Source organism: Lactobacillus iners, assembly GCF_011058775.1.
Taxonomy (GTDB): domain Bacteria; phylum Bacillota; class Bacilli; order Lactobacillales; family Lactobacillaceae; genus Lactobacillus; species Lactobacillus iners.
The window spans coordinates 58,567-83,091 of the sequence record NZ_CP049230.1 but is presented as its reverse complement, the minus strand read 5'-3'; the positions used below and the strand labels follow the sequence as shown (position 1 = coordinate 83,091).

The following is a 24,525-nucleotide window of genomic DNA, read 5'->3' as shown; positions in this document are numbered from 1 at the left end:
CTCCGAATTATATACATAATGTATATTATCAATGGCTATTTAAAATAAACTATGCATATTATAAAATAGCAACCATTGAGGTACAGTATAGTTTATATAAAGCAAAAAAGCAAGAAAAAAATATACAAAATAAAAATAGACAAACCTTAATTGAGCTTTGTCTATTTTTTGTTATTTTTGTATCGATTTGATTTTGCTCTTTGGTTGATAACATATTGCTATAACAGCTAAAATTACCAATATTGTTCCTAACCAATCAATTGGTTTTAAAATTAAATTGAACACAAAGACTGAACCAAGAGTGGCAGATATCGGTTCAAAAGCATCTAAAATACTTGCAGTAGACGGTTTAATATATCTGAGAGAATTTAACATACAATAAAATGGTAAAATAGTTCCCAATATTATTATTACAACCAGCAGGATGATGACTCTAGAATCTTTTGGAATTAAAATCTGCGAAGGATAAGCAATCAGCATCATTAACCCCGTCGCTATCATGGACCACGCAATCAATGTTACACTATCCATCCGTTTAAGTAATGGCCTAGGAATTAATGTATTTGTTGCTACTCCTAACGCAGATAAAAATCCCCAAAATAAAACTTCAGGTGATAATGATATTTTTGAAAAATTACCATGTGTTGCAATAAAGATAATTCCCATGAATGCAACTAACGCTGCAACTATATCTAACCTTCGCAAAAATTGATGTTCAAAAACTACCATATAAAACATAATAAAGAAAGGACCCATAAATTGCAAAATTGTCGCTATAGAGGCGTTAGATTTTTGAACTACAATGAAATAAAACAACTGTATAGGTATTAGTCCAAATAGGCCATAAAGGATAATATCTATAATATTTTTTCTAGAATATAGAATTTTAATCGGCTTTTTGCCAGTAAGTTGTGCTAGTAAAAGTAAAAACAACCCACTAATAAGCATTCTTATTTGTGTGATAGTTATTGGACTGACCTGGGTAGAAAGATCAAACACTCTTTTAGCACATAATCCTGATATCCCCCACAAATTACAAGATATGATTACTAAAAATATCCATAACTTTTTTTGTTGTTTCATTTTTTGGCCTCCAGTGTTTAACTACTTTATCAATAATAACAGATAGTGTCTATATTACACATAATCTTTCAAAATTTTTTTAAAAAATGCTTGAAAGTCAAATAGAAAAGTAGTTAAATAACATTAATGTATGAATAAATTTAAAAGCTATGAAAAAGATGAGTAAGTAATTAATCCAAGCAGTGAGTTGATGGTAGTGAAAAATCAGCAGGCTCTTTTTTACCGAATAACACTTTTTCCTTAATGCTGCTTACCTAAATAAGCCATGATAAGACTTAAAGTAGGTGGAGACGTTTTCGGCACGTTACCTTACCGATGAGACATGTTTGTGTTTCATAAAGTGGGTTTAGCTAAAGCTAAACAATTTAGGTGGCACCGCGGAAAAAAGCCTTTCGTCCTGATATTAATGGGGGCAGAGGGCTTTTTTCTCTGCTTTCAAATATTTTTTGAAGGAGACAAATTATGCCATTAATAATTCCAAAAGATTATGTACCTAAATTAAACATTCGAGATACAGAAGCTGCAATCAGTATCATTCGTGAAACATTTCAAGATAAACTTAGCACTGAATTAACATTACAAAGAATGTCGGCTCCTATGTTTGTTGAAAAAAGCACTGGATTAAATGACAATTTAAACGGTATTGAAAGACCTGTTTCTTTTGATATAAAAAATATTCCAGATGATCAGATTGAAGTAGTTCATTCACTTGCAAAATGGAAACGTTTTGCTTTAAAGAGATATAATTTCCCTATGCACGAAGGCTTATATACTAATATGAATGCAATACGTAGAGATGAAGATTTAGATAACTTTCATTCTATCTACGTCGATCAATGGGATTGGGAAAAAATAATTAAGAAGGAAGAACGTACTGAAGAAACACTAAAAAATACTGTACGTAAAATTTTTGCTGCTATTAAGCAAACAGAACAATATGTACGTAAAATATATCCAGGTTCAATTTATAGATTACCTGATCAAATTAGCTTTGTTACTACACAAGAATTAGAAAATAGATGGCCTGAACTTTCTCCACAAGAAAGAGAAGACAAGATTGCTGAAGAGCAAAAGGCAGTTTTCTTAATGAAAATTGGTGATAAACTAGAAAAAAGTGGTAAACCACACGATGGTCGTGCTCCAGACTACGATGATTGGCAATTAAATGGTGATATTATATTCTGGTATGAGCCTTTACATTGTAAATTAGAAGTATCATCTATGGGTATTCGTGTCAGTGAAACCTCATTAAAAGAACAATTAGTTAAGGCTAATGCACAAGATCGTGAACAATTACCATTTCACAAAATGTTGTTAAATGGAGATTTACCATATACAATTGGCGGTGGAATTGGTCAATCACGTCTATGTATGTTATTGTTAGCCAAAGTACATATAGGTGAAGTCCAAGCAAGCATATGGCCTAAGGAAATGGCTGATCAATGCGAGAAAAATAATATTCATCTCTTATAAAGACTATAATTATAAAAAGTCTACAAAGATGATATTGGATATGAACCCTCAAAACATGATAAGATGCATCAAGTTTAAAAAAAGCATTACCTCTTGTAACGATTAGGTAATGCTTTTTGAGTTAATTTATAACTTATTACGAAATAGATATAACACGCTTAACGTTATCATTTAATCTATAACCACTTTAAATATTCCATTACTATTTAATTTTCAAACAGGCATTGAAAAATTTGATTTATCTTCTTTTCCAAAAAATCCTTCATATTGTAGGGTAGTTTATTCCATTTTTATTTTGAATTACAGCATTATTAATATCATTATTTAAAATTAAAAACTAAGGTATCAAATATGTATTCATAGTTATCTTATCCTTATATTTTTAGTTTTTTCTTCAATTCCAAGATCATGACTAATGATTATAACTAGATTATTTTGTGCTATTTCATTCAACAAGCTTAATACATCTGATTGCAACTCAGGATAAATATTAGCTAAGGGTTCGTCTAATAAAAAACAGTGTGCCTTATTTTTCAAAATAGTAGCGTAAAGCTTCACTAATTGTATTTCACCCGTTGACAGTTCAGTCATTTTTTTATCTAACACTTTCTTTATATTAAATTGAGAAGAGCTAAATACTTTTGGAAAATATTGATATCCAGAAATGCAATTTTCATTACTCTCGTTTACATACATATCTAAATATTCTCTTACAACACAATTGGGAAGAATCGTATCTTGGAATAAACAACTTATATTATCTTCTCTAAGTTTTTTCTTGTTTATTAAGTCAATATCTATATTGTTTATTAAAATTGTACCTTTTTTGGCCGGCGTATACAGTCCTGTTATCGTCCTTAAAAAAGTAGATTTTCCTATTCCATTTCTGCCTCTAACAACATAAAGACCAGAATTATTAAAACTACATGTAAGTTTTTTTGAAAATAAAGTTTTTTGTGCATCTAAACTAATATTGAAATTATGCACTTGGATATTTTCAACCTTAGTAATAACTATTTCCCCGTCTACTTCATTCATGATAGACATCAATTGATCAATTCGCATATATGCAACACGAAAAGATTCAAAATCAAATAAAATAGAAAATAGTGCATCTACTTGTCCTAATAATTGATTAAAATATTGGAAAAGAACTGAAAAAGAGCCTATTGTCATACTTCCTGATATTACTGCCAATCCGCCATTAATAAACAATATTAACTGAAAAATCAATTGTAAGACGATTTCACCAGTAGACATGCCCAAATTAAGAAAGAAGTTTCTTCTTGTAATATTTAAAAGAGATGCTTGGGTCTTTTTCCACCTTTTATATTCTCTCTCTTCGCGTCTATTGCCTTTAATTTCAACATATCTATTCAACCATTCAGCAAATCCTGAAAAATATTCATTATAAACTTGTCTTAATTCTAAGTTTATTTTGAATATTTTAGGTTTCAAAATAAGGTACAAAATAATATATGCTGGCAGCAAAATCATTATAAATAAGAAAAAGTTAGATTTAGCTTTAATAATATAAATAAAAATTATAATCGAGGAAATAATAATTGAAATTATTTGATTTACTGTTTGAAACAAGAAATTCAATATTTCATTAGTATCTTCCGTAATTCTATCTGCAGTTTGAATAGGATCAAGTTTTAAGACCTCTAACGTATCTTTGGAATAAAGCTTCTTTATTATCGTATCGTTTACATCTATGTTTATTTTTCTGTAGTTTAGAATTTGAATTTTATTTATAAAAAAAGACAAAAACAGCCTTATGACGTTTAGAGCTATTATAACTACTACATTGTGTATGAATGATATTCTATCAGCCTTATATACTAGTGAATTTATTAACATACCTTCTAAAAAAATATTAGATGTCTCTATACACGTATTAATAATATTCATTCCTAAAAAAAGAAAATACTAAAACTTGTACTTGCTATTAAGCTCTTTTAAAACAGCACGCATAAAATAACCTACATATTTAATTAAAGAATAATATCTTCTAAGGATTGAAATTCCTTTTCTAATTTTCTTTCAGAACCACCTACGGCTGAATTGATCTTTTTATAATCTGGCATAAATAATACCTCCCCAAATAGAAATTATTAATTTAACCCTTTGGGTATTTTGTTAAAATTAAATTAAGCAAATTATAAAATCATAATTTTAAATTGTCAACACTCTTTTAAATGCTATTTATATTTTGGACTAGCATTATCTGTAAGACTTTGATGTGACCCCCACAACAAAAAGTTATACTTTTTTATTTAACTATTTTTTCTTCCTAATGAAATATAGTATTGTAGCAAATAATAAAACAGCTGCTCCTACTATTACTGATAATCTTGTTTCAGGATTGATAAACATAAATATAATAATCAAAAATAACATACTAAAAGCAAAATAACTAGAATAAGGATACAACGGAAGTTTAAATGTATGTTGTGCCATTTGCTTAGGATTTTCTTTTCTAAATTTTAATTCAGCTATCAAGATTACAAACCACGGTACCATACCAGGTAAAACAGAAGAACTATAAATCAATACAAATAAGCTACTAGCGGACTTGCTAATAGTTGAAAAAATAAGATTTAAAATAAATCCAATTAATATTCCTGCAGAAATTCCCAAAATAGCCTTATTAGGTACAACTCTTTTAGATACTTTACCAAAAAATTTAGGTGCATGACCTTCATGTGCTAATCTAAATAGCATTCTACTTGAAGAATATATGCCTGAATTTGCACCGGACAAAGCAGCTGTTAAAATTACAAAATTAATAAATCCAGCAGCAAAAGGAATGCCCACTTTAGTAAATGTTTCTACAAAAGGTGAACCGATAGCTTTTAATTCATTCCAAGGATATATACACACAATAATGAAGATAGCACCAACATAAAATATCAAAATACGCCATAAAACAGACTTAACACTTTTAACTACGGCTTTATGAGGATCCATAACTTCACCAGCAGATATACCAATCAATTCTATTCCTTCATATGATCCAACAATAATAGCTAAAGAGAAGAAAAATCCCTTAATACCATGTGCAAAAAAACCACCATGTGACCATAAATTAGAAAAGCCAATAGGAACACCTTTATTGCCAAGACCTAACAAAATAACGGCTAACCCAACTACAATCATAAGTACAATTGTAATCACTTTAATCATAGAAAACCAAAATTCTAAAGTGCCATATGCTTTAGCACTAGCTAAATTAGCCAATACCAAAAATACTATAACAATAATACCAGCTATCCACGTTGGAGTTTTAGGCCACCAATATTTAAGATACTCCGTAACAGCTACAATCTCTGATATACCCACCATAATATACTCAAAAATATTCGACCATTCAGCTAAGTATCCAGCTAATGGGGATATATAATGTGTAGCATAATCAGCAAAGGATCCTGTAGTAGCGTTAACATAAAGCATTTCACCTAATGCACGCATTACAATATATAAAATTAGTCCTACTAGCATGTAAGCCAACAATACTGAAGGTCCCGTCCATTTAATAGTTGATGTAGACCCCATAAATAGACCAACACCTATAGCTCCACCTAAGGAAATCATTTCCATTTGACCAGCAGTCATTGATCTTTTTAATTGAATTTTTTTTGAATTATTTTGCATAAATTTTATCCTAATAATTGATTTATCTCATGAGATACAAACAGTCTTATTGAATTATAAAATAAACACTTATTTTTCGCAAATTTTAAACATACCATAAAAATCAAAAGACTTAAAAGTAAAACTCTTAAGTCTTTATATTAATTGAATTAGAAAAAATTAACTCACTTATCCTCATAAACAAAAAAACCAGAAATGATATCTTTTCTGGTTTTTTGCTTGTCTATCTTTTTAAAAAGTTCTTAATAATTTGCCAAAATGTACGTGACTTCCGCATTTTCTCATCTAAAACATGTTTACGTATAGCCCTTAATGTATCTTTAGGGTGTCTAGTTGCAAAAATGAAATCACCACTATTACGTGTTTGTATTTTAAATCTAGGAATATATCTCCCTTTAAAATATACGTCAGCAATCACTAATTTCACTTCTGTCCAAGGTATTTGAACAAAATCATTCACATTCTTTGAAGAATAAAATTCAAAACCTACATCACCAATCAAAACTTGACCGTACACCGACATGCCACGAAACCACGTAGCATCAACATGATATTCACTTTTGGTATTAATAGATTGTACCATATTATAATAAACCAACTACGTGACCAAGGACACCGACAACAAAGATTCCTAAAATAATAGCAATTGGGGAAACTTTCTTCTTCAATAACCACATACATAAGAATGTAAGAAGTAATCCAGCTAAACCTGGAATTAATGAATCTAAGTTACCTTGCAAAGTAGTAACCTTAATTGGTTCCAAGGACAAACCTTTGCCCATATTCCATTGAGTTAAAACTTGATGGATGCCTTTTGCACCACTTGAAATATGATTCCAATCAATATATGCACCTTTAGCTAATTTAACACTTGATACAATTGGCTTGAAAGAAATATTTACCCATCTTTCAATTAAGGCACCTAAAACGAACATACCCATCATAGAAGCACCACGTGTGATCTTTTGAAGCAAACCACCTGAAGCGTCTTCAGTAATCTTGGTACCTGCTTTATATCCCATTTCTTGAGTATTCCACAAGAAACCAATACGAATGGCATTCCAAACAACAAAGAACAAAATAGGTCCTAAAATATTACCAGCACATGCAAGTGATGCACCAATAGCACCTAAAATAGGTCTTACAGTAAACCAGAATACAGGGTCACCAACACCGGCTAAAGGTCCCATCATACCAACCTTAACACCTTGCAATGCAGCATTTTCAACTTTCGCACCATTAGCTTTTTCCTCTTCTAAAGCTAATGTTACACCAATAACAGGTGCTGCTAAGTATGGGTGAGTATTGAAGAATTCCAAGTGACGCTTCAAAGCGGCTGACAAGTCTTCTTTGTTTGGATACAATTTTCTTAAAGCTGGAATTAAACTATAAACCCATCCACCATTTTGCATTCTTTCATAGTTCCATGAACCTTGAAGGAAAGTAGAACGCCAACAAACATTCCAACGGTCCTTTTTACTAAGTATAATCTTATTTTTAGCAGTTTCAGACATGATATATCCTCCTTTAGTCTTATTTTAATAATTATCTAAAATGTCGCCTAAAGGATCTCCAGATCCATTATTTGAGCTCTTGCTACCGGAGCCTTCCAAAGCAAGGTACATAATAGAGAGAGAGACACCGATACCACCAAGGGCGATCAAAGTCAAACCTTGTAATGCTGCCACACAGAAACCAATGACGAAGAATGGCCATACTTCACGACTTGCCATCATATTAATAACCATTGCATAACCAACAGCAACAACCATTCCACCAGCAATAGACATACCGTCATTCAACCATGCAGGCATTGCAGCCAATCCTGCTTTAACAACACTAGCAGGTATAAATAGTAACAAAGCAGCAGGAATAGCAATTCTCAAACCTTGCAATGCAATAGCAACACATTGCCATACGTCAATTGCACGCCAATTTGCTTTTTCAGCTTCTTTATCCATAATATGTACAATAGCAACAGAAATTGTACGCACAATCATAGTCAAGAACAAACCAGCAATAGCTAATGGGATAGCAATACCAATAGCGGCACCAATACCTTTAGATCCTTGACCACCTTGGATCAAAATAATAGTTGATGCAACAGCTGCTAAAGCTGCGTCAGGTGCAACAGCGGCACCAATGTTAGCCCAGCCTAAAGCAATCATTTGCAATGATCCACCTAATAATAATCCTAATTCCAAGTTACCTGTAACTAATCCAATTAAAGTACATGCAACTAAGGGTTGATGAAATTGAAATTGGTCAAGAATACCTTCCATACCAGCTAGGAATGCAACGACCACTACCAGAATCATCTGAATAGCATTCATTTTAAAAAACCTCCTATATAAACAAAATTATTTTTGTTCGTTAATTAATTTTTGTGCCTTGTTAAGCAATTCATTCATATCTTGCTTATTATCTGCTGGCACTTTACGTACATCAAAACTGACACCTAATTTTTCAAGTTCACGATATGCATCAACATCTTTTTGATCCATTGCTAATACAGTATTAACGTTAACTTTACCTGCACTATAAGCCATAGAACCAATATTCAATGTCTTAATATCCATACCGCCTTTTATAGCTCTTAGTGCATCTTCAGGATTTTCAAAAAGAATTAATGCCTTAGTACCACCAAAACGCGTATCTTTAGTAACTTCTAACATCTTATCAATAGGTACGACGTTAGCAGGTACACCAGAAGGTGCAGCTTCACGTATCATAGTCTTTCTAATTTTGTCTTTAGAAACACTGTCTGATACAACAATTATTCTATTAGGAGCTAATGATTTGGTCCAACTAGTAGCAACTTGACCATGTAATAAACGTGAATCTATTCTAGCTAACAGATATTTAATATGACCATCACCAATAACAGTTCCCTCAGGAATGGCAACTTGGTGTTTAGCAGAAACATTACTTTCTGCCTTTTCTACAGGCATTAATGACTCAGGTTTGGTCTTAATGCCGTCTCGACCAGGTTTAACAATTGCTTTAGCAATATCATGTGCATTATTTGAAGCCAATCTTTGTCCAAGTGCTTCTACAACCATTGGTAAGTTCATACCAGATACTATAGCCCAAGTATCTTCATGCTCTTTAACCAAATTGTTGGCTTGATTAAATGGTGTACCACCCCATAAATCAACAATAAACAACACTTGCTCAGAATCATCAAATGAAGCAATGGCATCTTCCATTTTCTTTCTTATGTCATCTGGACCTTCATCAGGCTTTAAAATAACATGTGCAAGATTTTCCTGCTTGCCAAAAATCATTTCAGCAGATTGAAAGATTCCATCAGCAAATCCACCATGGCTTGCAAGGACTATTCCTACCATATTTTTTCCCCCTTACTATGTCTATTATTAAGACTACGTTGATATTTTAACACAATTCGCTTACGTATGTAAGCACTTCCACCAAAAAATATACTTTTTTTACGTAATATTATTTAATAATCACAATTGTATACAAAAAGAGTAGCAATTACATAATTGCTACTCTCTTTTGGTGCACGGCAACGTCCTACCCTCGCAGGCAGTTTCCCACCAACTACTCTCGGCGTTAAGAACCTTAACTTCTGTGTTCGACATGGGAACAGGTGTTTCCTTCTTGCTTTCGCCACCGTACTCTTCCTTGAGCTTTTACACTCAAAACTGAATATAATCTCTGCTTCTTCCGAGCTATCTTTTTGGTCAAGTTCTCGACTTATTAGTACCGGTCCGCTCCAAGCATCACTGCTCTTCCACTCCCGGCCTATCTACCTCATCGTCTCTAAGGTGTCTTACTGCTTTCGCTTCGGAAATCTCATCTTGAGGGGGGCTTCGCACTTAGATGCTTTCAGCGCTTATCCCTTCCATACATAGCTACCCAGCGGTGCCTTTGGCAAGACAACTGGTACACCAGCGGTATGTCCATCCCGGTCCTCTCGTACTAAGGACAGCTCCTCTCAAATTTCCTACGCCCACGACGGATAGGGACCGAACTGTCTCACGACGTTCTGAACCCAGCTCGCGTGCCGCTTTAATGGGCGAACAGCCCAACCCTTGGGACCGACTTCAGCCCCAGGATGCGACGAGCCGACATCGAGGTGCCAAACCTCCCCGTCGATGTGAACTCTTGGGGGAGATAAGCCTGTTATCCCCAGGGTAGCTTTTATCCGTTGAGTGATGGCCTTTCCATGCAGTACCACCAGATCACTAAGCCCTACTTTCGTACCTGCTCGAGTTGTCTCTCTCGCAGTCAAGCTCCCTTCTACCTTTACACTCTGCGAATGATTTCCAACCATTCTGAGGGAACCTTTGGGCGCCTCCGTTACTCTTTAGGAGGCGACCGCCCCAGTCAAACTGCCCACCTGACACTGTCCTCTCACACGCTTAGTGTGACGAGTTAGAGGATCCATCAAACAAGGGTAGTATCCCAACATTGCCTCTGATAAAACTGGCGTCCTATCTTCTCTGGCTCCTACCTATCCTGTACATGTTTAACAAATACTCAATATCAAGCTACAGTAAAGCTCCATGGGGTCTTTCCGTCCTGTCGCGGGTAACCCGCATCTTCACGGGTATTATAATTTCACCGAGTCTCTCGTTGAGACAGTGCCCAAATCATTACACCTTTCGTGCAGGTCGGAACTTACCCGACAAGGAATTTCGCTACCTTAGGACCGTTATAGTTACGGCCGCCGTTTACTGGGGCTTCAATTCTAACCTTCGCTTTCGCTAAGCTATCCTCTTAACCTTCCAGCACCGGGCAGGTGTCAGTACCTATACGTCATCTTACGATTTTGCAGATACCTGTGTTTTTGATAAACAGTTGTTTGGGCCTCTTCACTGCGGCTGATTTCTCTTCAGCACCCCTTCTCCCTAAGTTACGGGGTTATTTTGCCGAGTTCCTTAACGAGAGTTCTCTCGCTCACCTGAGGATTCTCTCCTCGACTACCTGTGTCGGTTTGCGGTACGGGTACTCGCTCTCTGGCTAGAAGCTTTTCTTGGCAGTGTGACTTCATGACCTTCGCTACTTTGATTTCACTCCGCATCACGTCTCAAAATTGGCTACAAGCATTTGACTCGTATCCTCCCTTAACGCTTACACATGATTCCATCTCCATGCGTCATTAGCCTCCTGCGTCCCTCCTTCGCTCTTATCGATTACGAATAGTACAGGAATATCTACCTGTTGTCCATCGGCTACGCCTCTCGGCCTTACCTTAGGTCCCGACTTACCCTGGGCGGACGAGCCTGCCCCAGGAAACCTTAGTCTTTCGGCGGACAGGATTCTCACCTGTCTTTCGCTACTTATACCGGCATTCTCACTTCTAAACGCTCCAACAGTCCTCTCGATCTGCCTTCTCCGCCTTTAGAACGCTCTCCTACCACGCAGCTAACTGCATCCACGGTTTCGGTACTATGCTTAGCCCCGGTAAATTTTCGGCGCAGCGTCACTCGACTAGTGAGCTATTACGCACTCTTTAAATGGTGGCTGCTTCTGAGCCAACATCCTAGTTGTCTGTGCAACTCCACATCCTTTTCCACTTAGCATAGATTTTGGGACCTTAACCGGTGATCTGGGCTGTTTCCCTTTCGACTACGGATCTTATCACTCGCAGTCTGACTCCCGTGCATTGATATCTGGCATTCGGAGTTTATCTGGATTCAGTAACCCCTGACGGGCCCCTAGTCCAAACAGTGCTCTACCTCCATTATCATTCACACGAGGCTAGCCCTAAAGCTATTTCGGAGAGAACCAGCTATCTCCAAGTTCGTTTGGAATTTCACCGCTACCCACAACTCATCCCCGCAATTTTCAACTTGCGTGGGTTCGGTCCTCCAGCGTGTTTTACCACGCCTTCAACCTGGTCATGGGTAGGTCACTTGGTTTCGGGTCTGCGTCATGATACTATCTCGCCCTCTTCAGACTCGCTTTCGCTTCGGCTCCGTCTTTTCTGACTTAACCTTGCACCACAACGCAACTCGCCGGTTCATTCTACAAAAGGCACGCCATCACACTTTAACGTGCTCTGACTACTTGTAGGCACACGGTTTCAGGTTCTCTTTCACTCCCCTCCCGGGGTTCTTTTCACCTTTCCCTCACGGTACTGGTTCACTATCGGTCACTGGTTAGTATTTAGCCTTGCGAGATGGTCCTCGCGGATTCAATCGGGATTCCTCGTGTCCCGACCTACTCAGGATCCTGCTCACCTCGTTTCCGGATTTCGCTTACGGGGCTCTCACCCTCTTTGGCTTATCTTCCCAGATAATTCTGCTATCCTTCCATTCGGCTTTTTACAGTCCTTCTACCCCTAATGGCAAGCCATTAGGTTTGGGCTCTTTCCTGTTCGCTCGCCGCTACTTGGGAAATCGATCTTTCTTTCTCTTCCTGCAGCTACTTAGATGTTTCAGTTCACTGCGTCTTCCTCCTTAATGCTATCTATTCACATTCAAGGTGACACCTCGCGGTGCCGGGTTCCCCCATTCGGATATCTCCGGATCTCTGCGTACTTACCGCTCCCCGAAGCATTTCGTCGTTTGTCACGTCCTTCATCGGCTTCCAGTGCCTAGGCATTCACCGTGCGCCCTTCTCTACTTGACCTATTCAAGTTGAGCTTCTCTCTTCTCGGTCGCTCTTTTTTCAATCTGTTCTTTGATTGTCTCGGTTTTTGCTTTGATTATATTCAGTTTTCAATGTCCTAACTCTTGAGTGCTTATTGCCCTCAAAACTAAACAAAGTTTCTTTGTGTGCTTTCCGCTTGGCTTCTCATATCCTTCTCTTAGCATCTCTGCTCTCCAGATACTTTCGCCTTCCTTAGAAAGGAGGTGATCCAGCCGCAGGTTCTCCTACGGCTACCTTGTTACGACTTCACCCTAATCATCTGTCCCGCCTTAGACGGCTGACTCCTTTCGGTTATCCCGCCGGCTTCGGGCGTTACAGACTCTCATGGTGTGACGGGCGGTGTGTACAAGGCCCGGGAACGTATTCACCGCAACGTGCTGATTTGCGATTACTAGCGATTCCAGCTTCATGCAGGCGAGTTGCAGCCTGCAATCCGAACTGAGAACGGCTTTCAGAGATCCGCTTGCCTTCACAGGGTCGCTTCTCGTTGTACCGTCCATTGTAGCACGTGTGTAGCCCAGGTCATAAGGGGCATGATGACTTGACGTCATCCCCACCTTCCTCCGGTTTGTCACCGGCAGTCTCATTAGAGTGCCCAACTTAATGCTGGCAACTAATGACAAGGGTTGCGCTCGTTGCGGGACTTAACCCAACATCTCACGACACGAGCTGACGACAGCCATGCACCACCTGTCTCATAGTCCCCGAAGGGAACATCTAATCTCTTAGACTGGCTATGGATGTCAAGACCTGGTAAGGTTCTTCGCGTTGCTTCGAATTAAACCACATGCTCCACCGCTTGTGCGGGCCCCCGTCAATTCCTTTGAGTTTCAACCTTGCGGTCGTACTCCCCAGGCGGAGTGCTTAATGCGTTAGCTGCAGCACTGAGAGGCGGAAACCTCCCAACACTTAGCACTCATCGTTTACGGCATGGACTACCAGGGTATCTAATCCTGTTCGCTACCCATGCTTTCGAGCCTCAGCGTCAGTAACAGACCAGAGAGCCGCCTTCGCCACCGGTGTTCTTCCATATATCTACGCATTTCACCGCTACACATGGAGTTCCACTCTCCTCTTCTGTACTCAAGCTCGACAGTTTCTGATGCAATTCTCCGGTTGAGCCGAAGGCTTTCACATCAGACTTATCGAGCCGCCTGCACTCGCTTTACGCCCAATAAATCCGGACAACGCTTGCCACCTACGTATTACCGCGGCTGCTGGCACGTAGTTAGCCGTGACTTTCTAATTGATTACCGTCAAACAAAGGTCAGTTACTACCCCTGTCCTTCTTCACCAACAACAGAGCTTTACGAGCCGAAACCCTTCTTCACTCACGCGGCGTTGCTCCATCAGACTTGCGTCCATTGTGGAAGATTCCCTACTGCTGCCTCCCGTAGGAGTTTGGGCCGTGTCTCAGTCCCAATGTGGCCGATCAGTCTCTCAACTCGGCTATGCATCATCGCCTTGGTAGGCCGTTACCCTACCAACTAGCTAATGCACCGCAGGTCCATCCAAGAGTGATAGCAGAACCATCTTTTAAACAGTTGATAGGCATCATCTGTTGTTATCCGGTATTAGCATCTGTTTCCAGGTGTTATCCCGATCTCTTGGGCAGGTTACCCACGTGTTACTCACCCGTCCGCCGCTAGCCTGTATCTTGTTTCACAGAGTGCAAGCACTCCGATCTTCAAGGCAGACTCGCTCGACTTGCATGTATTAGGCACGCCGCCAGCGTTCGTCCTGAGCCAGGATCAAACTCTCAATTTATTTTTAAATTGAACTGTTCTAGCTCATTTTCGATTTGTTTGATTTGTTATCTCAAATTTATTGCTTGCGAAATTGACTTCGCTTTTGTTTGGGGTCTTACCCCCGCACACAATTAGCGAAACTTTGTTCAGTTTTCAAGGTACTACGCACATCTAGTGCTTGTTTAGTTTATCATACTTAGTTCTGTTTGTAAAGAACTTTTTTCTCATAAACCTGCCGCTCACGTCTTATCCGTGACGACATTTAAAAATTATACATGATTTATATTTTGATGTCAACTGCATTTAAACATTTAATGCATGTTTTGTGGTTAATAAGTGATAATGTCCTAATTGTTATTTAGGTATTATGTCCCATTTAGGTTATGATGAATCCTATTGGAGGATTTGGTCATATGAGGAGAATATTACTTATGTGTAAATATCAAAAAAACAATATGCAGTTATTAAAGAATTAGTTGATCATCATGGAAATAAGAAAAGAGCTGCTATAAAGCTCGGAATCCCTATAAGACAGCTTTATCTTTATTGCATTCAAGATATTCATTAACTTTTTCTATTTCTTCCAAACTAGCGAGTATAAAGTTTATCCTTTTTAGGATTTATTACATTCACATTATTAGCAATTAAATAACCCAAAACAACAATAAAACATTTAATCTATGTTACTTTATGCAAAAAGCCACTTATTACACAAAACACTGTGCAACAAGCGACTTAATTCATATCAGCTTTTCCCAAGTTCTACATAGAATGATGTATTCATGATGTATACGTCTTATTATTTTCAGAAATTAAAACTCCAAAAACTTAACTATTATTCAATATTTAATACATTCCATGTGCCTATTTGGCGCTCTTCTTACTCAAGTCAGCTTGAACTTAGGCATCAATACTTTCAACCTTTTCAGGATGCACTGTTGGGAATAGCAGGAATTATGCAAGTCACATGTATGCCCAATATCTACAAAGTTGATTCTGCCTGATAGTAGTTGATCAATATCTTCTTTAATAGTGACATAATCCGTAAAATGTAGTATCTGACCGTTAATATCTAAAGCGGTTTTATCATTTTGAACAATTTCCTGAATTTGTGAATATACAAAAGCCGACTTAAACATTTTATTGTATAGTAATTCTAATTCAGTAATTTTACTATGCATTATATTAGATATATTTTGTAATTCATCTAATAGGGCAATGGAACTTTTATTTCTTTCACTTGGTCTCTCCTAAATTTCTAGTTATTTGTTACTAAAAATCATATCATAGAGTGTATAAGTTATTTTGTAGTTTTTACAGTTTTCCTGCATTTCTTCTGCCTTTGATAATTAAACTTCTAGTATTAGATTATCTGTTAATGCTGTCTTTTATGGCAGCTTCTTAATATGTGTATTGTCCTTTGTGACATATAGTATAACTACTGTCAAATATGATATTTTTGTAATTATAATTGTAAATCCGAATTTTCTTTTTTTAAGTTATTTTCTTTTTAAGATATTCTTAAACTACTGTTATATTAAACGATTTTAGCCAATAGGAATTAGCTTTCCATTTTTTAATTCAAATTTATCTGTATACCGTTTATCATTAAGGTTATAATGATGAGCTACTTCAATAACAGGAACTGGTGTATTGAATAAAAGATCACGAATCTTTTTAGAATTGTTTTTATCAAGGTTCGCAGTAGCTTCATCAACTAGTAAAACTTTTTTATCTCTTAAAAGTGCACGTGCAATTTCTAATCTTTGAATTTGTCCGCCTGATAAATTTTTTCCCATTGTACCACACATATATTTTAAAGAGTTTTTACCACCTAATTCATCATATAATGAAACCTTTTTCAAAACCCTTATAATCTTTTCTTGAGTAAATTCTTTACTCTGAAATAATGTCAAATTATCTAACAAAGTGGTATCAAAAATATATGGAGTTTGAAAAATATAAGCAACGTCTTGAAAAATAATCATGTCTTTTCCATAAATATCTTTAGCTTCAATATCCCCATTAGCTGGTAATATATCCCCTTTTATTAATCTCAGCAGAGTAGTTTTTCCAGATCCTGATTCACCACAAATTAATACTTTAAACGGAGCTACCAAAGTTTTATTAAGGGTTAAGGTGATTTTATCATTTATTTCGTAAGTGACATTGTTAAATTTTAAGCTCTGCAAATCATTAACAGGAGTAGTTTTATGTAAATCGCTAGCAACGGATACTCGATTTTCAAAAATAAACAATTTTTTTCTTAATTCATCTGTCGTTTTAATCTCATTAAAGTCACTTGCGACAGAAGTTAAAGGACCTACAACACGATCATTTAATAAAAAGATACCCATCAATGCACTAAATGAAAGAGTGTTAGTGTTTATTATTACGAAACAGCCGACTACAAAAGGAACTATAAAACTTACTCCTGCACATAAAGAAGAAAGAAGTCCTGCTACTGCCTGTGTTTTCATAAGGTCATAGTTTTTTTGCTCTAAGAATTTTAGATTTTTAAGACTTTTTTGATAAATTTCTTTATAAATAGAATAAGTACGTAATACATTGAATCCTTGAAGGTAATCTTTAATATGATTTATATAAATTTCATTTGCCTTTGACCAATTATTTCCTGCTAGCTTAAGTTTTTTAGAAAAAGCAAATGGAACTATCATTGGAAGAAATGACATTGATAAAAATAAAAGTGATATGTATATATTAAATTTAAGCATATAAATAAGAGACACAATACACAGTAAAATATCACTAGTAAGCGAAAAAATCCCTTGAAAATATTTGTTTTCAATTAACTTAAAATCATTAGAAAGATTAGAAATGATTCCGGAACTATTCGGTATATTTTTTTTATCACTAAATTGATTCCAAAAGAAATTCTGTTTTAAATAGATATTTAAGTCTTTAATAATAGATGCAACGCTAATGGTATATAAAAACTTACCTATATAAACTAAGCTTAGTCCTATTAAACTTTTTATACCAAAATTTAACACTGATGTATTATTTGAAGAAGATGATAACGTACCAGCTTCTGAAACTATATAAGATAAAACTACTCCATCGAATGACGCAATAAGCATAAAGATAAATGCAAGCACTATCTTCCCTTTACTTTCAAAATGTATTAACTTTATCATCTTATATCCCTCCTTATTTTTAACTATCGAGCTAAAAGCTTTTTCTTCTAAAAATCAAATAGCCTAAAATAGTGAAAATAGCAGTATAACACAGTGTTCCGATCAATAACTGTGTACTTGAAAGCATAGAGGTTAGATGATAAGTCGCATAATTGTAATATTGAGTCGTCAAGTTAAGCATATTTAAGGGATTCCAGCGGATCAGCTTAATAGGACCAATATTTGCGTTTAATAAATTAACCGATAAGGTGCTACCCATAAAGATAATCAGGGCATTTACAACAATGACAATCGTATCAGAGTTAATTAAACATGAGGTCAGGCAAATCAGACTAATAATTAAAGTTGAAGTGACAATATCTACACCAGTTGTAGCGATCATGTTAATGAATAACGATTGCTGGTATTTATAAGTTGTAGACCAAGCAACTGGATTGACTAATATGGGGACAGTGTTGAAGAATATCGTTACAAGCATGGCCACAAGATGTAAAAATACATTGTAAATAAAAATCGTAATAAATTTTGCTAGATATACCGCTCCTTTGTTTGAGGCACGATACATTACCATTAGAATCGTTTTGTTTTGAAATTCCATCGAAAAAATAGTTGAACCTACTACGACCAGAATTAACATGATCGCTTGGCTAGAGTCATAGCAAGTCATAACTAGCAGTTTGCTATAATCTCTTCCCATGGCGAGTCCCATAAAGATCATAAACAGGATTAGAAAACTAATGATCCACCAAGGAAGCTTGCGGTGACCTAACTTATATAATTCTTGTTTTAGTTCTGTATACATAAAAGATCACCTCCGTTTTAAATAGCCCGTTTCTTAAAAATCGATAGACCAATGCCAAAGAAAAGAGCGGCATAAATCAAATTAGCAATAATTAGTTGCGAGTTCGTCAAATACGTGATCTTTTGCATGTCATTATTGGAAAGTTGAGAAATAATATTAATCATATTTAATGGGTTCCACGCAAGAATTGCTTTTAAACTAGGAAAAGCAACCATGGCTAAACTAGAAAGATCAGCACCTAAAAACCCGATTGCTAAACCAATCATAATTACTGTTGCATTATTTTTGATTAGTAAAATTAGCACTAAAGAAAATGCAACAATAAACAGGAGATAAATTAGCGTTCCGCCCACGTTAAGCAAAAGAGCATTAATTAATGAATGACCATGATAATTTTCTAGCCAATAATATCTTGAGCCAACCAGTATTCCTTTAATAATAAAAGAGAATAGCACACCACAAGCTAATAAAAGGATGCTATAAATTACCAATACGATGAATTTGGCCGTATAAAGAGCAGATTTATTGGATGTTTTGTACATCAAAGTTGCCATCGTATGGTCACGATATTCCATTGAAATCATATCTACGCTAAGAGCAATGATAATAATGATTGCCCATTGACCAGCACCAAAGCCTTGGGTTAAGAGATATGGTGAAATTTTATAACTAGTTCCAATGGTGTATAGCATTAACCCTAATAAGATAAGAATTCCATACAAGGGGATCCGCCGATGAGCGAATTTATAGAATTCATGTAAGAGATCAATTTTCATTATTATCTCCCCCTTGTTTTGTTTGTAAAACATTAACAATCTTTTGTTCAAAGGTTAATCCAGCTGGAGCTAAATAATTTATCCAGATTTTATTTTCAAAAAGTAATTGTTGAATTGTAGCTATATTCTCTTGGTTAACAATCAAGTAATCGCCTTTTTGGTTAAATGAAATTTTAGCTTGCTGTAATAATTCGGTTGTTTGTTTCATGGCCGTTGTCTGTAATTTAGACTCTGAACTTATTTCTTGAGTAAATCTGGACATTGGAGAATTCATAGTAATTTTGCCATGATTAATAATAATTACGGATGTCATCACTTTTTGCAGTTCACTTAAAACATGGCTGGAGATCAAAAAAGCCGTCCCTTGAGCAGCATATTCGTGAATTAATTTTCGAATAGAAATTGTTGCTTCAATATCTAGACCATTCATTGGCTCATCAAGAATCACAAGTTTCGGATTATTTAATAAGGCGAGGGCAATGCCAAGCTTCTGTTTCATACCTACTGAATAATCTTTGGCTTTGCGATCAATATAACCATCCATTCCCAGGCGGGTAATTAATTTAGCCGTATCGGTAGAATCTTGAGAATAAAGCTTAAGATTATCACGTCCTGTTAAAAAAGGATAAATGGCGGGATTTTCAATTAATGCACCGACTGTTTGTAGTGCAGCATGATCTTTAAGAGTAATTGGTTGACCATTAAAACTTAGTTTTCCAGTAAAATGTGTTAAACCAAGCAACGTTTTCATAATGGTTGTCTTACCTGCACCATTTGGCCCAATAAGCCCCACAATTTCACCTGAAGAAATTGTGAATGATGCATCTCTGATAATTTCTTTATGTCCATAATAAATATTAATATTTTTTACATCTAACATATTATTTCATCACCTTTAATTGAGTAGTAGGTTTGGAATTAAAAATATTCAACGGATTATTTGCTAATAATGGTAACCAATTTATCTGATTCTCAATATTTAGTAAAGCAATTAAGACACCAGCAGCTCCTGTCTCATAATCCATAGAACATTTCACACCAAATTGACCAGGTACAAGCATATTTTTTCTATTTGTAGATAACATAAAATTATTTAAAGCCTGCAAATATATATCAAACGAATTAGTTTTGTTAAAGTTTAATTTAACCGTGTTTGAATACATTGCCAGTCCAGCAGTCCCACTAAATAAGCAACATTGGTATGTACAAAATGAACCCACATCTTTTTGTATAGTTTCCCAAATATTGGAATACTTTTTTCGAATTATATTTGGTGCATCAAGATTTATATCCATAAGTACCAGAGAAAGTCCGGCAAAGCCTGTATCTAAATATGGTAAAATTCTTACCATACCTTTACTCTTGTCTGATAATGCAGATCCTTGCTCAGTATTAATAATTCCTGTTGCAACTATTTTATCCAAAATTATGATAGCTTCTGATCTATAGTGCAGATCATTTATCAAAGTTCCTAACTTCCACAAAAATATTACTGGTCCAGCCCAACCTTTTATCAAGCCAAGTCTACCTTCGTATTCTTCTTGGTTATCAAACTCGCCTGAATGATAGCGAGAAATAATTGTATCTGCAATTTGTTTTGCAACTCGCATATAATTATTCTTATTTGTTGATAAATACAATACTAAATTTACTAATCCCAACCCTGTTAGGCCGGAATACATAGAAATGTTCAATGCATTATGTGTTGAATTACATCTATGAATTAATTCTTCTGCCATATCTTTGTGTCCAAGTTCATATAGAATTAGTGCTATTCCACCCAAACCATCAAATAATCCTACATTGAAACTTGAATCTTGTTTTGTTATTGAATCAATTCTCTCTTCTACTTTATTTAACCAGTTTCTAAAAGCAGATGTTCGTAAAATATTACTATTATTACGCTGTAAAGCCATAATAGTGCCCATTGTGCCGTAGTTGATAGCATACCAACTTAATGAATCATTATATTGCTTTATGTCTCCATATATCAGTCCTTTTAAGTCATAATTAATATTTTGCGTAATACCTTTTTCTAAAGCAGCAATGTTTTGTGCCAAATTATTCGAATTAATTGATTCTTGAGGTGTTTCAACATAACCATCATAAAAAGCAGGTTGTCGATATATTGTAGTATGTTTAGCACATAAATTTTGAACTTTAGTTAGATAATCTACTACATCTTTTCCAAATTTAAATTTTATATTTTTATTCTGCCTTTTTTCTAATTCAGGACTATAAAACATGGTACTTTCAACAGGTAAAAATATACTACGTGCAATTCTATTTAAAGTATACCAATCTGCATCTTTAAATGTTTTGCTCTGAAACGAAGTATAATCCTGTGTAACTAGATTGGGATTATATCTATTATTAAGGGGGCCTGCACTTTCAAAGTCAATAAGCCGAACATTAATTGTGCCATGCCTCTTATCAGTGTCAATCATAATATTTTCAGGTTGAAAATCTACAATCGCAAATCCTTTTTGATGAATTTCTTTAACTAAATTTACTAATTTGTGAATAATTTGTAATGCATTATGTTTATAAAGAGTAACGTCTGAATTGTTTGGAAAAGGAAAATTTACTGCCATGTATTCACCCAAAGTCTCTCCGGGAATCTTTTCTTCAATAAGATAATTGTGCTTCCAAATTTTTTCATATCCTATTGGATCAACAACACCTGCAACATACTTCAGCTTCATTAAAGTTTTGTATTCGGCTTTAATTCTTGTAAATCCATCACATTGTTTTTGATCTATTCCAATAAAAGGACGTCCTTCCTTTATAACAACATCATGCCCCTTATACTTTCCTACATAAACACCGCCAGCATTGCTAAAATGTAGTGCCTCTTTAATATTTAATGAATCCAATTTTGCAAATGTTTCAGGATTAGGATATGTATTGTTTTCTTGTATATATATTGGTTCATTTACAAAATCAGGTTTACTAAAATAAGGTACCCTTTTATCCTCAATGAAGTCACCATCCGGCGTTCTTATAACATAAATAGTTCTACCATCCTTTATGGCTGTCATTGCCCTAAAACCACCATATCGATAGTAAACATTACTTTGTTTCCATGGTCTATCGTTTAATATATATGGTCCTTCTTTAAATTGATCAGTTATCCTTTTAAGAGGATCTAACAACTCACAAAATTCTGTATCATTCTTTGGATAAATAGTTATAAATTTACCAGCTTCTATACGATCAGCATTTTTAGAATACGACAGTTCTAAAGTTAAAAAATCTGGAATAAACTTAAAAGATACTTTTGTAGTAATTAGTAACTCACTTACTTTAATAAGAACTTCTTGTGCATCCTCCAAGTTTGCTGATATATGAATTTTCCAGCCTTGATCTGGTAAATCATTGCTATTGTGCATCATATAATGCCAATCATCTGTAATTATAGAATTCCAATTTGACTTATTATAGCTTGCAGAATGAAATGTAATACTGTCATCCTTCTTGTTGTTTGAATGTGAATAAAAAGGAATGCTTTTATTCTTAATATATTTTACATAATCTGTACCATTAATCATTTAAATCACATATCTTTCATTTCTTGTAAAAAATGATAAAGTAGATAAATAAAAACCGATTGAGAAATATTTTTGAAGTCTCAGTCGGTTTTTATGGTTAAAGTCCTAGCGACAATTAATACTCAAAGTGCTTTGTCCACGGCAATTAAAGCTGAAGCCACTATTACGCATTCTTACACTGGAACTTATTTTACTTGCAGGTGTTTTCTGTAAGTTGACAACAGGATTTTTCATTTTCAATGTCTCCTTTATCATTTTATTCCTCACTGCACTTGCATAGTAGCATAATGCTTTATATAAGTCAAGTAAGCGGTTATATTTTAACTGACAATGTGGTTAATAAGTGATAATGTCCTAATTGTTATTTAGGTATTATGTCCCATTTAGGTTATGATGAATCCTATTGGAGGATTTGGTCATATGAGGAGAATATTACTTATGTGTAAATATCAAAAAACAATATGCAGTTATTAAAGAATTAGTTGATCATCATGGAAATAAGAAAAGAGCTGCTATAAAGCTTGGAATCCCTATAAGACAGCTCAATAGAAGAATCAGACAATATCAAGAGAAAGGAAAAGCGGCCTTTATTCATGGGAACTATGGTCGCAAACCCGTCAATTGTCTTTCCACGGAAATCAACAATAAAATTGTAACCTTATACCAGACTAAATATCAAGATTTTAATTTCATGCATTTTACGCAATTCCTAAATGAATTTGAAGGAATTAATGTTTATTATTCAACTGTTTATCAACTCTTATCTCAAGCTGAAGTTGACTCCCCTAAAATTCAAAAGGCTACTCGTGGAGACCGCACCAAGGCAAAATATAGGCTTAAGCATCCTGAAGCTGCTAAAACCGAAACCGAGCAAGCCGCTGATCTCAGCCTAGTTCATAAATATGTGTCCAGTATTCTGGGTACATATCACATTGATAATGCCACCGGGGTTATTGTGGATGCTTGGTTTGCTTGGCAGGAAACACTTGAAGGCTACTATCACGTCTTCTATCAAATTTTAGAAAACTATGGGATTCCCTATCGTTTCAAAACCGACAACCGAACTGTCTTTAACTACAACAGCTCAAATAAAAAAGACGATACCATGGACGTTCTGACTCGGTTGGGCTATGCTTGCAAGCAGTTGGGGACAGAAATAGTAATTACTAGCGTCTCGCAGGTCAAGGGCATGGTTGAAAGAGCCAATCAGACTTTCCAAGGCAGACTCAAGCAAGAATTCAGAATTGCTCAAATAAATGATATTGAGACCGCTAATGATTATCTGCTCAATACTTTTGTACCAGACTTTAATGAGAATAATAATTTAGTTTGTTTTAATAATCATACCAAATGCTTGGTAATTGAAGCCTTCGATAAGCAGCGTTTCATTACTGTAGACGATGAAATCTACTTCATGAGAGAAATTCCAAAGAATGTTAAGTACTCTCCTGATTAGGATCTGAAAAGGACACGAAAACCAAAATCTAAAGCTCACAAACCGCCTATGTCGCACCCATGGAAGAGAGCATCATTTATTAAACAGCAAGCAGGAAAGAGCACACAATAAAAAGCAATATGCTTAAGAAAAAAGCGGAACAAAAAGGTTCCCCTAATGTTTATAATTTTTTAGGACATTTTCCTTTAATATTGACA

15 protein-coding genes, 3 rRNA genes and 1 other annotated feature are annotated in these 24,525 nt (G+C 35.4%); of the genes, 3 read left to right on the top strand and 15 right to left on the bottom strand.

Annotated elements, in window-relative coordinates; genetic code table 11:
* Window positions 1–171: 171 nt before the first annotated feature.
* Window positions 172–1,083 carry a DMT family transporter gene (locus G6Z82_RS00355; RefSeq protein ID WP_006734956.1) on the bottom strand — a complete coding sequence of 304 codons (912 nt, stop codon included), beginning with the start codon at window positions 1,081–1,083 and terminating at the stop codon, window positions 172–174.
* Window positions 1,084–1,223: 140 nt separating this feature from the next.
* Window positions 1,224–1,486: a binding site (T-box leader), on the top strand.
* A gap of 59 nt (window positions 1,487–1,545) precedes the next feature.
* On the opposite strand from G6Z82_RS00355, the gene asnA reads away from it, so the two are divergent.
* On the top strand, window positions 1,546–2,556 hold the full coding sequence (gene asnA / locus G6Z82_RS00350; protein WP_006730262.1) for an aspartate--ammonia ligase: 1,011 nt from the start codon (window positions 1,546–1,548) through the stop codon (window positions 2,554–2,556).
* 363 nt (window positions 2,557–2,919) lie between these two features.
* Here the strand turns inward: asnA and G6Z82_RS00345 are convergent, their stop codons facing one another.
* The 9 genes from G6Z82_RS00345 to G6Z82_RS00305 form a co-directional block, all read right to left on the bottom strand.
* Window positions 2,920–4,470 (bottom strand): ATP-binding cassette domain-containing protein, encoded by a 1,551-nt coding sequence (locus tag G6Z82_RS00345; protein WP_241243739.1) that lies wholly within the window; start codon window positions 4,468–4,470, stop codon window positions 2,920–2,922.
* A gap of 369 nt (window positions 4,471–4,839) precedes the next feature.
* Window positions 4,840–6,213, bottom strand: coding sequence for an amino acid permease (locus G6Z82_RS00340; RefSeq protein WP_164785673.1), 1,374 nt, complete (start codon window positions 6,211–6,213; stop codon window positions 4,840–4,842).
* Between the two features lie 223 nt (window positions 6,214–6,436).
* A complete protein-coding gene (locus G6Z82_RS00335) occupies window positions 6,437–6,796 on the bottom strand; it encodes a DUF956 family protein (RefSeq protein ID WP_006730296.1) in 360 nt (119 codons plus the stop codon).
* A 1-nt stretch (window position 6,797) separates the two neighbouring features.
* Window positions 6,798–7,727: a PTS system mannose/fructose/sorbose family transporter subunit IID gene (locus tag G6Z82_RS00330; RefSeq protein WP_006730280.1), complete on the bottom strand. Its 930-nt coding sequence runs from the start codon at window positions 7,725–7,727 to the stop codon at window positions 6,798–6,800.
* Between the two features lie 24 nt (window positions 7,728–7,751).
* Window positions 7,752–8,546, bottom strand: coding sequence for a PTS mannose/fructose/sorbose transporter subunit IIC (locus G6Z82_RS00325; RefSeq protein ID WP_006729708.1), 795 nt, complete (start codon window positions 8,544–8,546; stop codon window positions 7,752–7,754).
* Between the two features lie 27 nt (window positions 8,547–8,573).
* A complete protein-coding gene (locus G6Z82_RS00320) occupies window positions 8,574–9,563 on the bottom strand; it encodes a PTS sugar transporter subunit IIB (RefSeq protein ID WP_006729707.1) in 990 nt (329 codons plus the stop codon).
* Between the two features lie 174 nt (window positions 9,564–9,737).
* Window positions 9,738–9,854 (bottom strand): 5S ribosomal RNA (rrf, locus tag G6Z82_RS00315).
* A 62-nt stretch (window positions 9,855–9,916) separates the two neighbouring features.
* Window positions 9,917–12,816: ribosomal RNA gene (locus G6Z82_RS00310) — 23S ribosomal RNA — on the bottom strand.
* A 217-nt stretch (window positions 12,817–13,033) separates the two neighbouring features.
* A 16S ribosomal RNA gene (locus tag G6Z82_RS00305) occupies window positions 13,034–14,604 on the bottom strand.
* Together the 16S, 23S and 5S rRNA genes form the textbook arrangement of a ribosomal RNA operon.
* 420 nt (window positions 14,605–15,024) lie before the next feature.
* On the opposite strand from G6Z82_RS00305, the gene G6Z82_RS06730 reads away from it, so the two are divergent.
* Window positions 15,025–15,153: a helix-turn-helix domain-containing protein gene (locus G6Z82_RS06730; RefSeq protein ID WP_080550880.1), complete on the top strand. Its 129-nt coding sequence runs from the start codon at window positions 15,025–15,027 to the stop codon at window positions 15,151–15,153.
* A 979-nt stretch (window positions 15,154–16,132) separates the two neighbouring features.
* Here the strand turns inward: G6Z82_RS06730 and G6Z82_RS00295 are convergent.
* The 5 genes from G6Z82_RS00295 to lanKC are packed head-to-tail and all read right to left on the bottom strand — an operon-like array spanning window position 16,133 to window position 22,872.
* Window positions 16,133–17,743 carry an ABC transporter ATP-binding protein gene (locus G6Z82_RS00295; RefSeq protein ID WP_006731068.1) on the bottom strand — a complete coding sequence of 537 codons (1,611 nt, stop codon included), beginning with the start codon at window positions 17,741–17,743 and terminating at the stop codon, window positions 16,133–16,135.
* A 31-nt stretch (window positions 17,744–17,774) separates the two neighbouring features.
* Window positions 17,775–18,545 carry an ABC transporter permease gene (locus tag G6Z82_RS00290; RefSeq protein WP_006731067.1) on the bottom strand — a complete coding sequence of 257 codons (771 nt, stop codon included), beginning with the start codon at window positions 18,543–18,545 and terminating at the stop codon, window positions 17,775–17,777.
* 17 nt (window positions 18,546–18,562) lie between these two features.
* Complete coding sequence (locus G6Z82_RS00285) at window positions 18,563–19,321, bottom strand: ABC transporter permease (protein WP_006731065.1); 759 nt, start codon at window positions 19,319–19,321, stop codon at window positions 18,563–18,565.
* Window positions 19,311–20,201, bottom strand: coding sequence for an ABC transporter ATP-binding protein (locus tag G6Z82_RS00280; protein ID WP_006731066.1), 891 nt, complete (start codon window positions 20,199–20,201; stop codon window positions 19,311–19,313). Before G6Z82_RS00280 ends, G6Z82_RS00285 begins: the two co-directional genes overlap by 11 nt.
* Window position 20,202: 1 nt before the next feature.
* Complete coding sequence (gene lanKC / locus G6Z82_RS00275) at window positions 20,203–22,872, bottom strand: class III lanthionine synthetase LanKC (protein ID WP_006732872.1); 2,670 nt, start codon at window positions 22,870–22,872, stop codon at window positions 20,203–20,205.
* Window positions 22,873–23,320: 448 nt separating this feature from the next.
* Here lanKC and G6Z82_RS00270 point away from each other — a divergent pair, with 448 nt between their 5' ends.
* Window positions 23,321–24,328 carry an ISNCY family transposase gene (locus G6Z82_RS00270; protein ID WP_102695590.1) on the top strand — a complete coding sequence of 336 codons (1,008 nt, stop codon included), beginning with the start codon at window positions 23,321–23,323 and terminating at the stop codon, window positions 24,326–24,328.
* The last annotated feature ends 197 nt before the right edge of the window (window positions 24,329–24,525 follow it).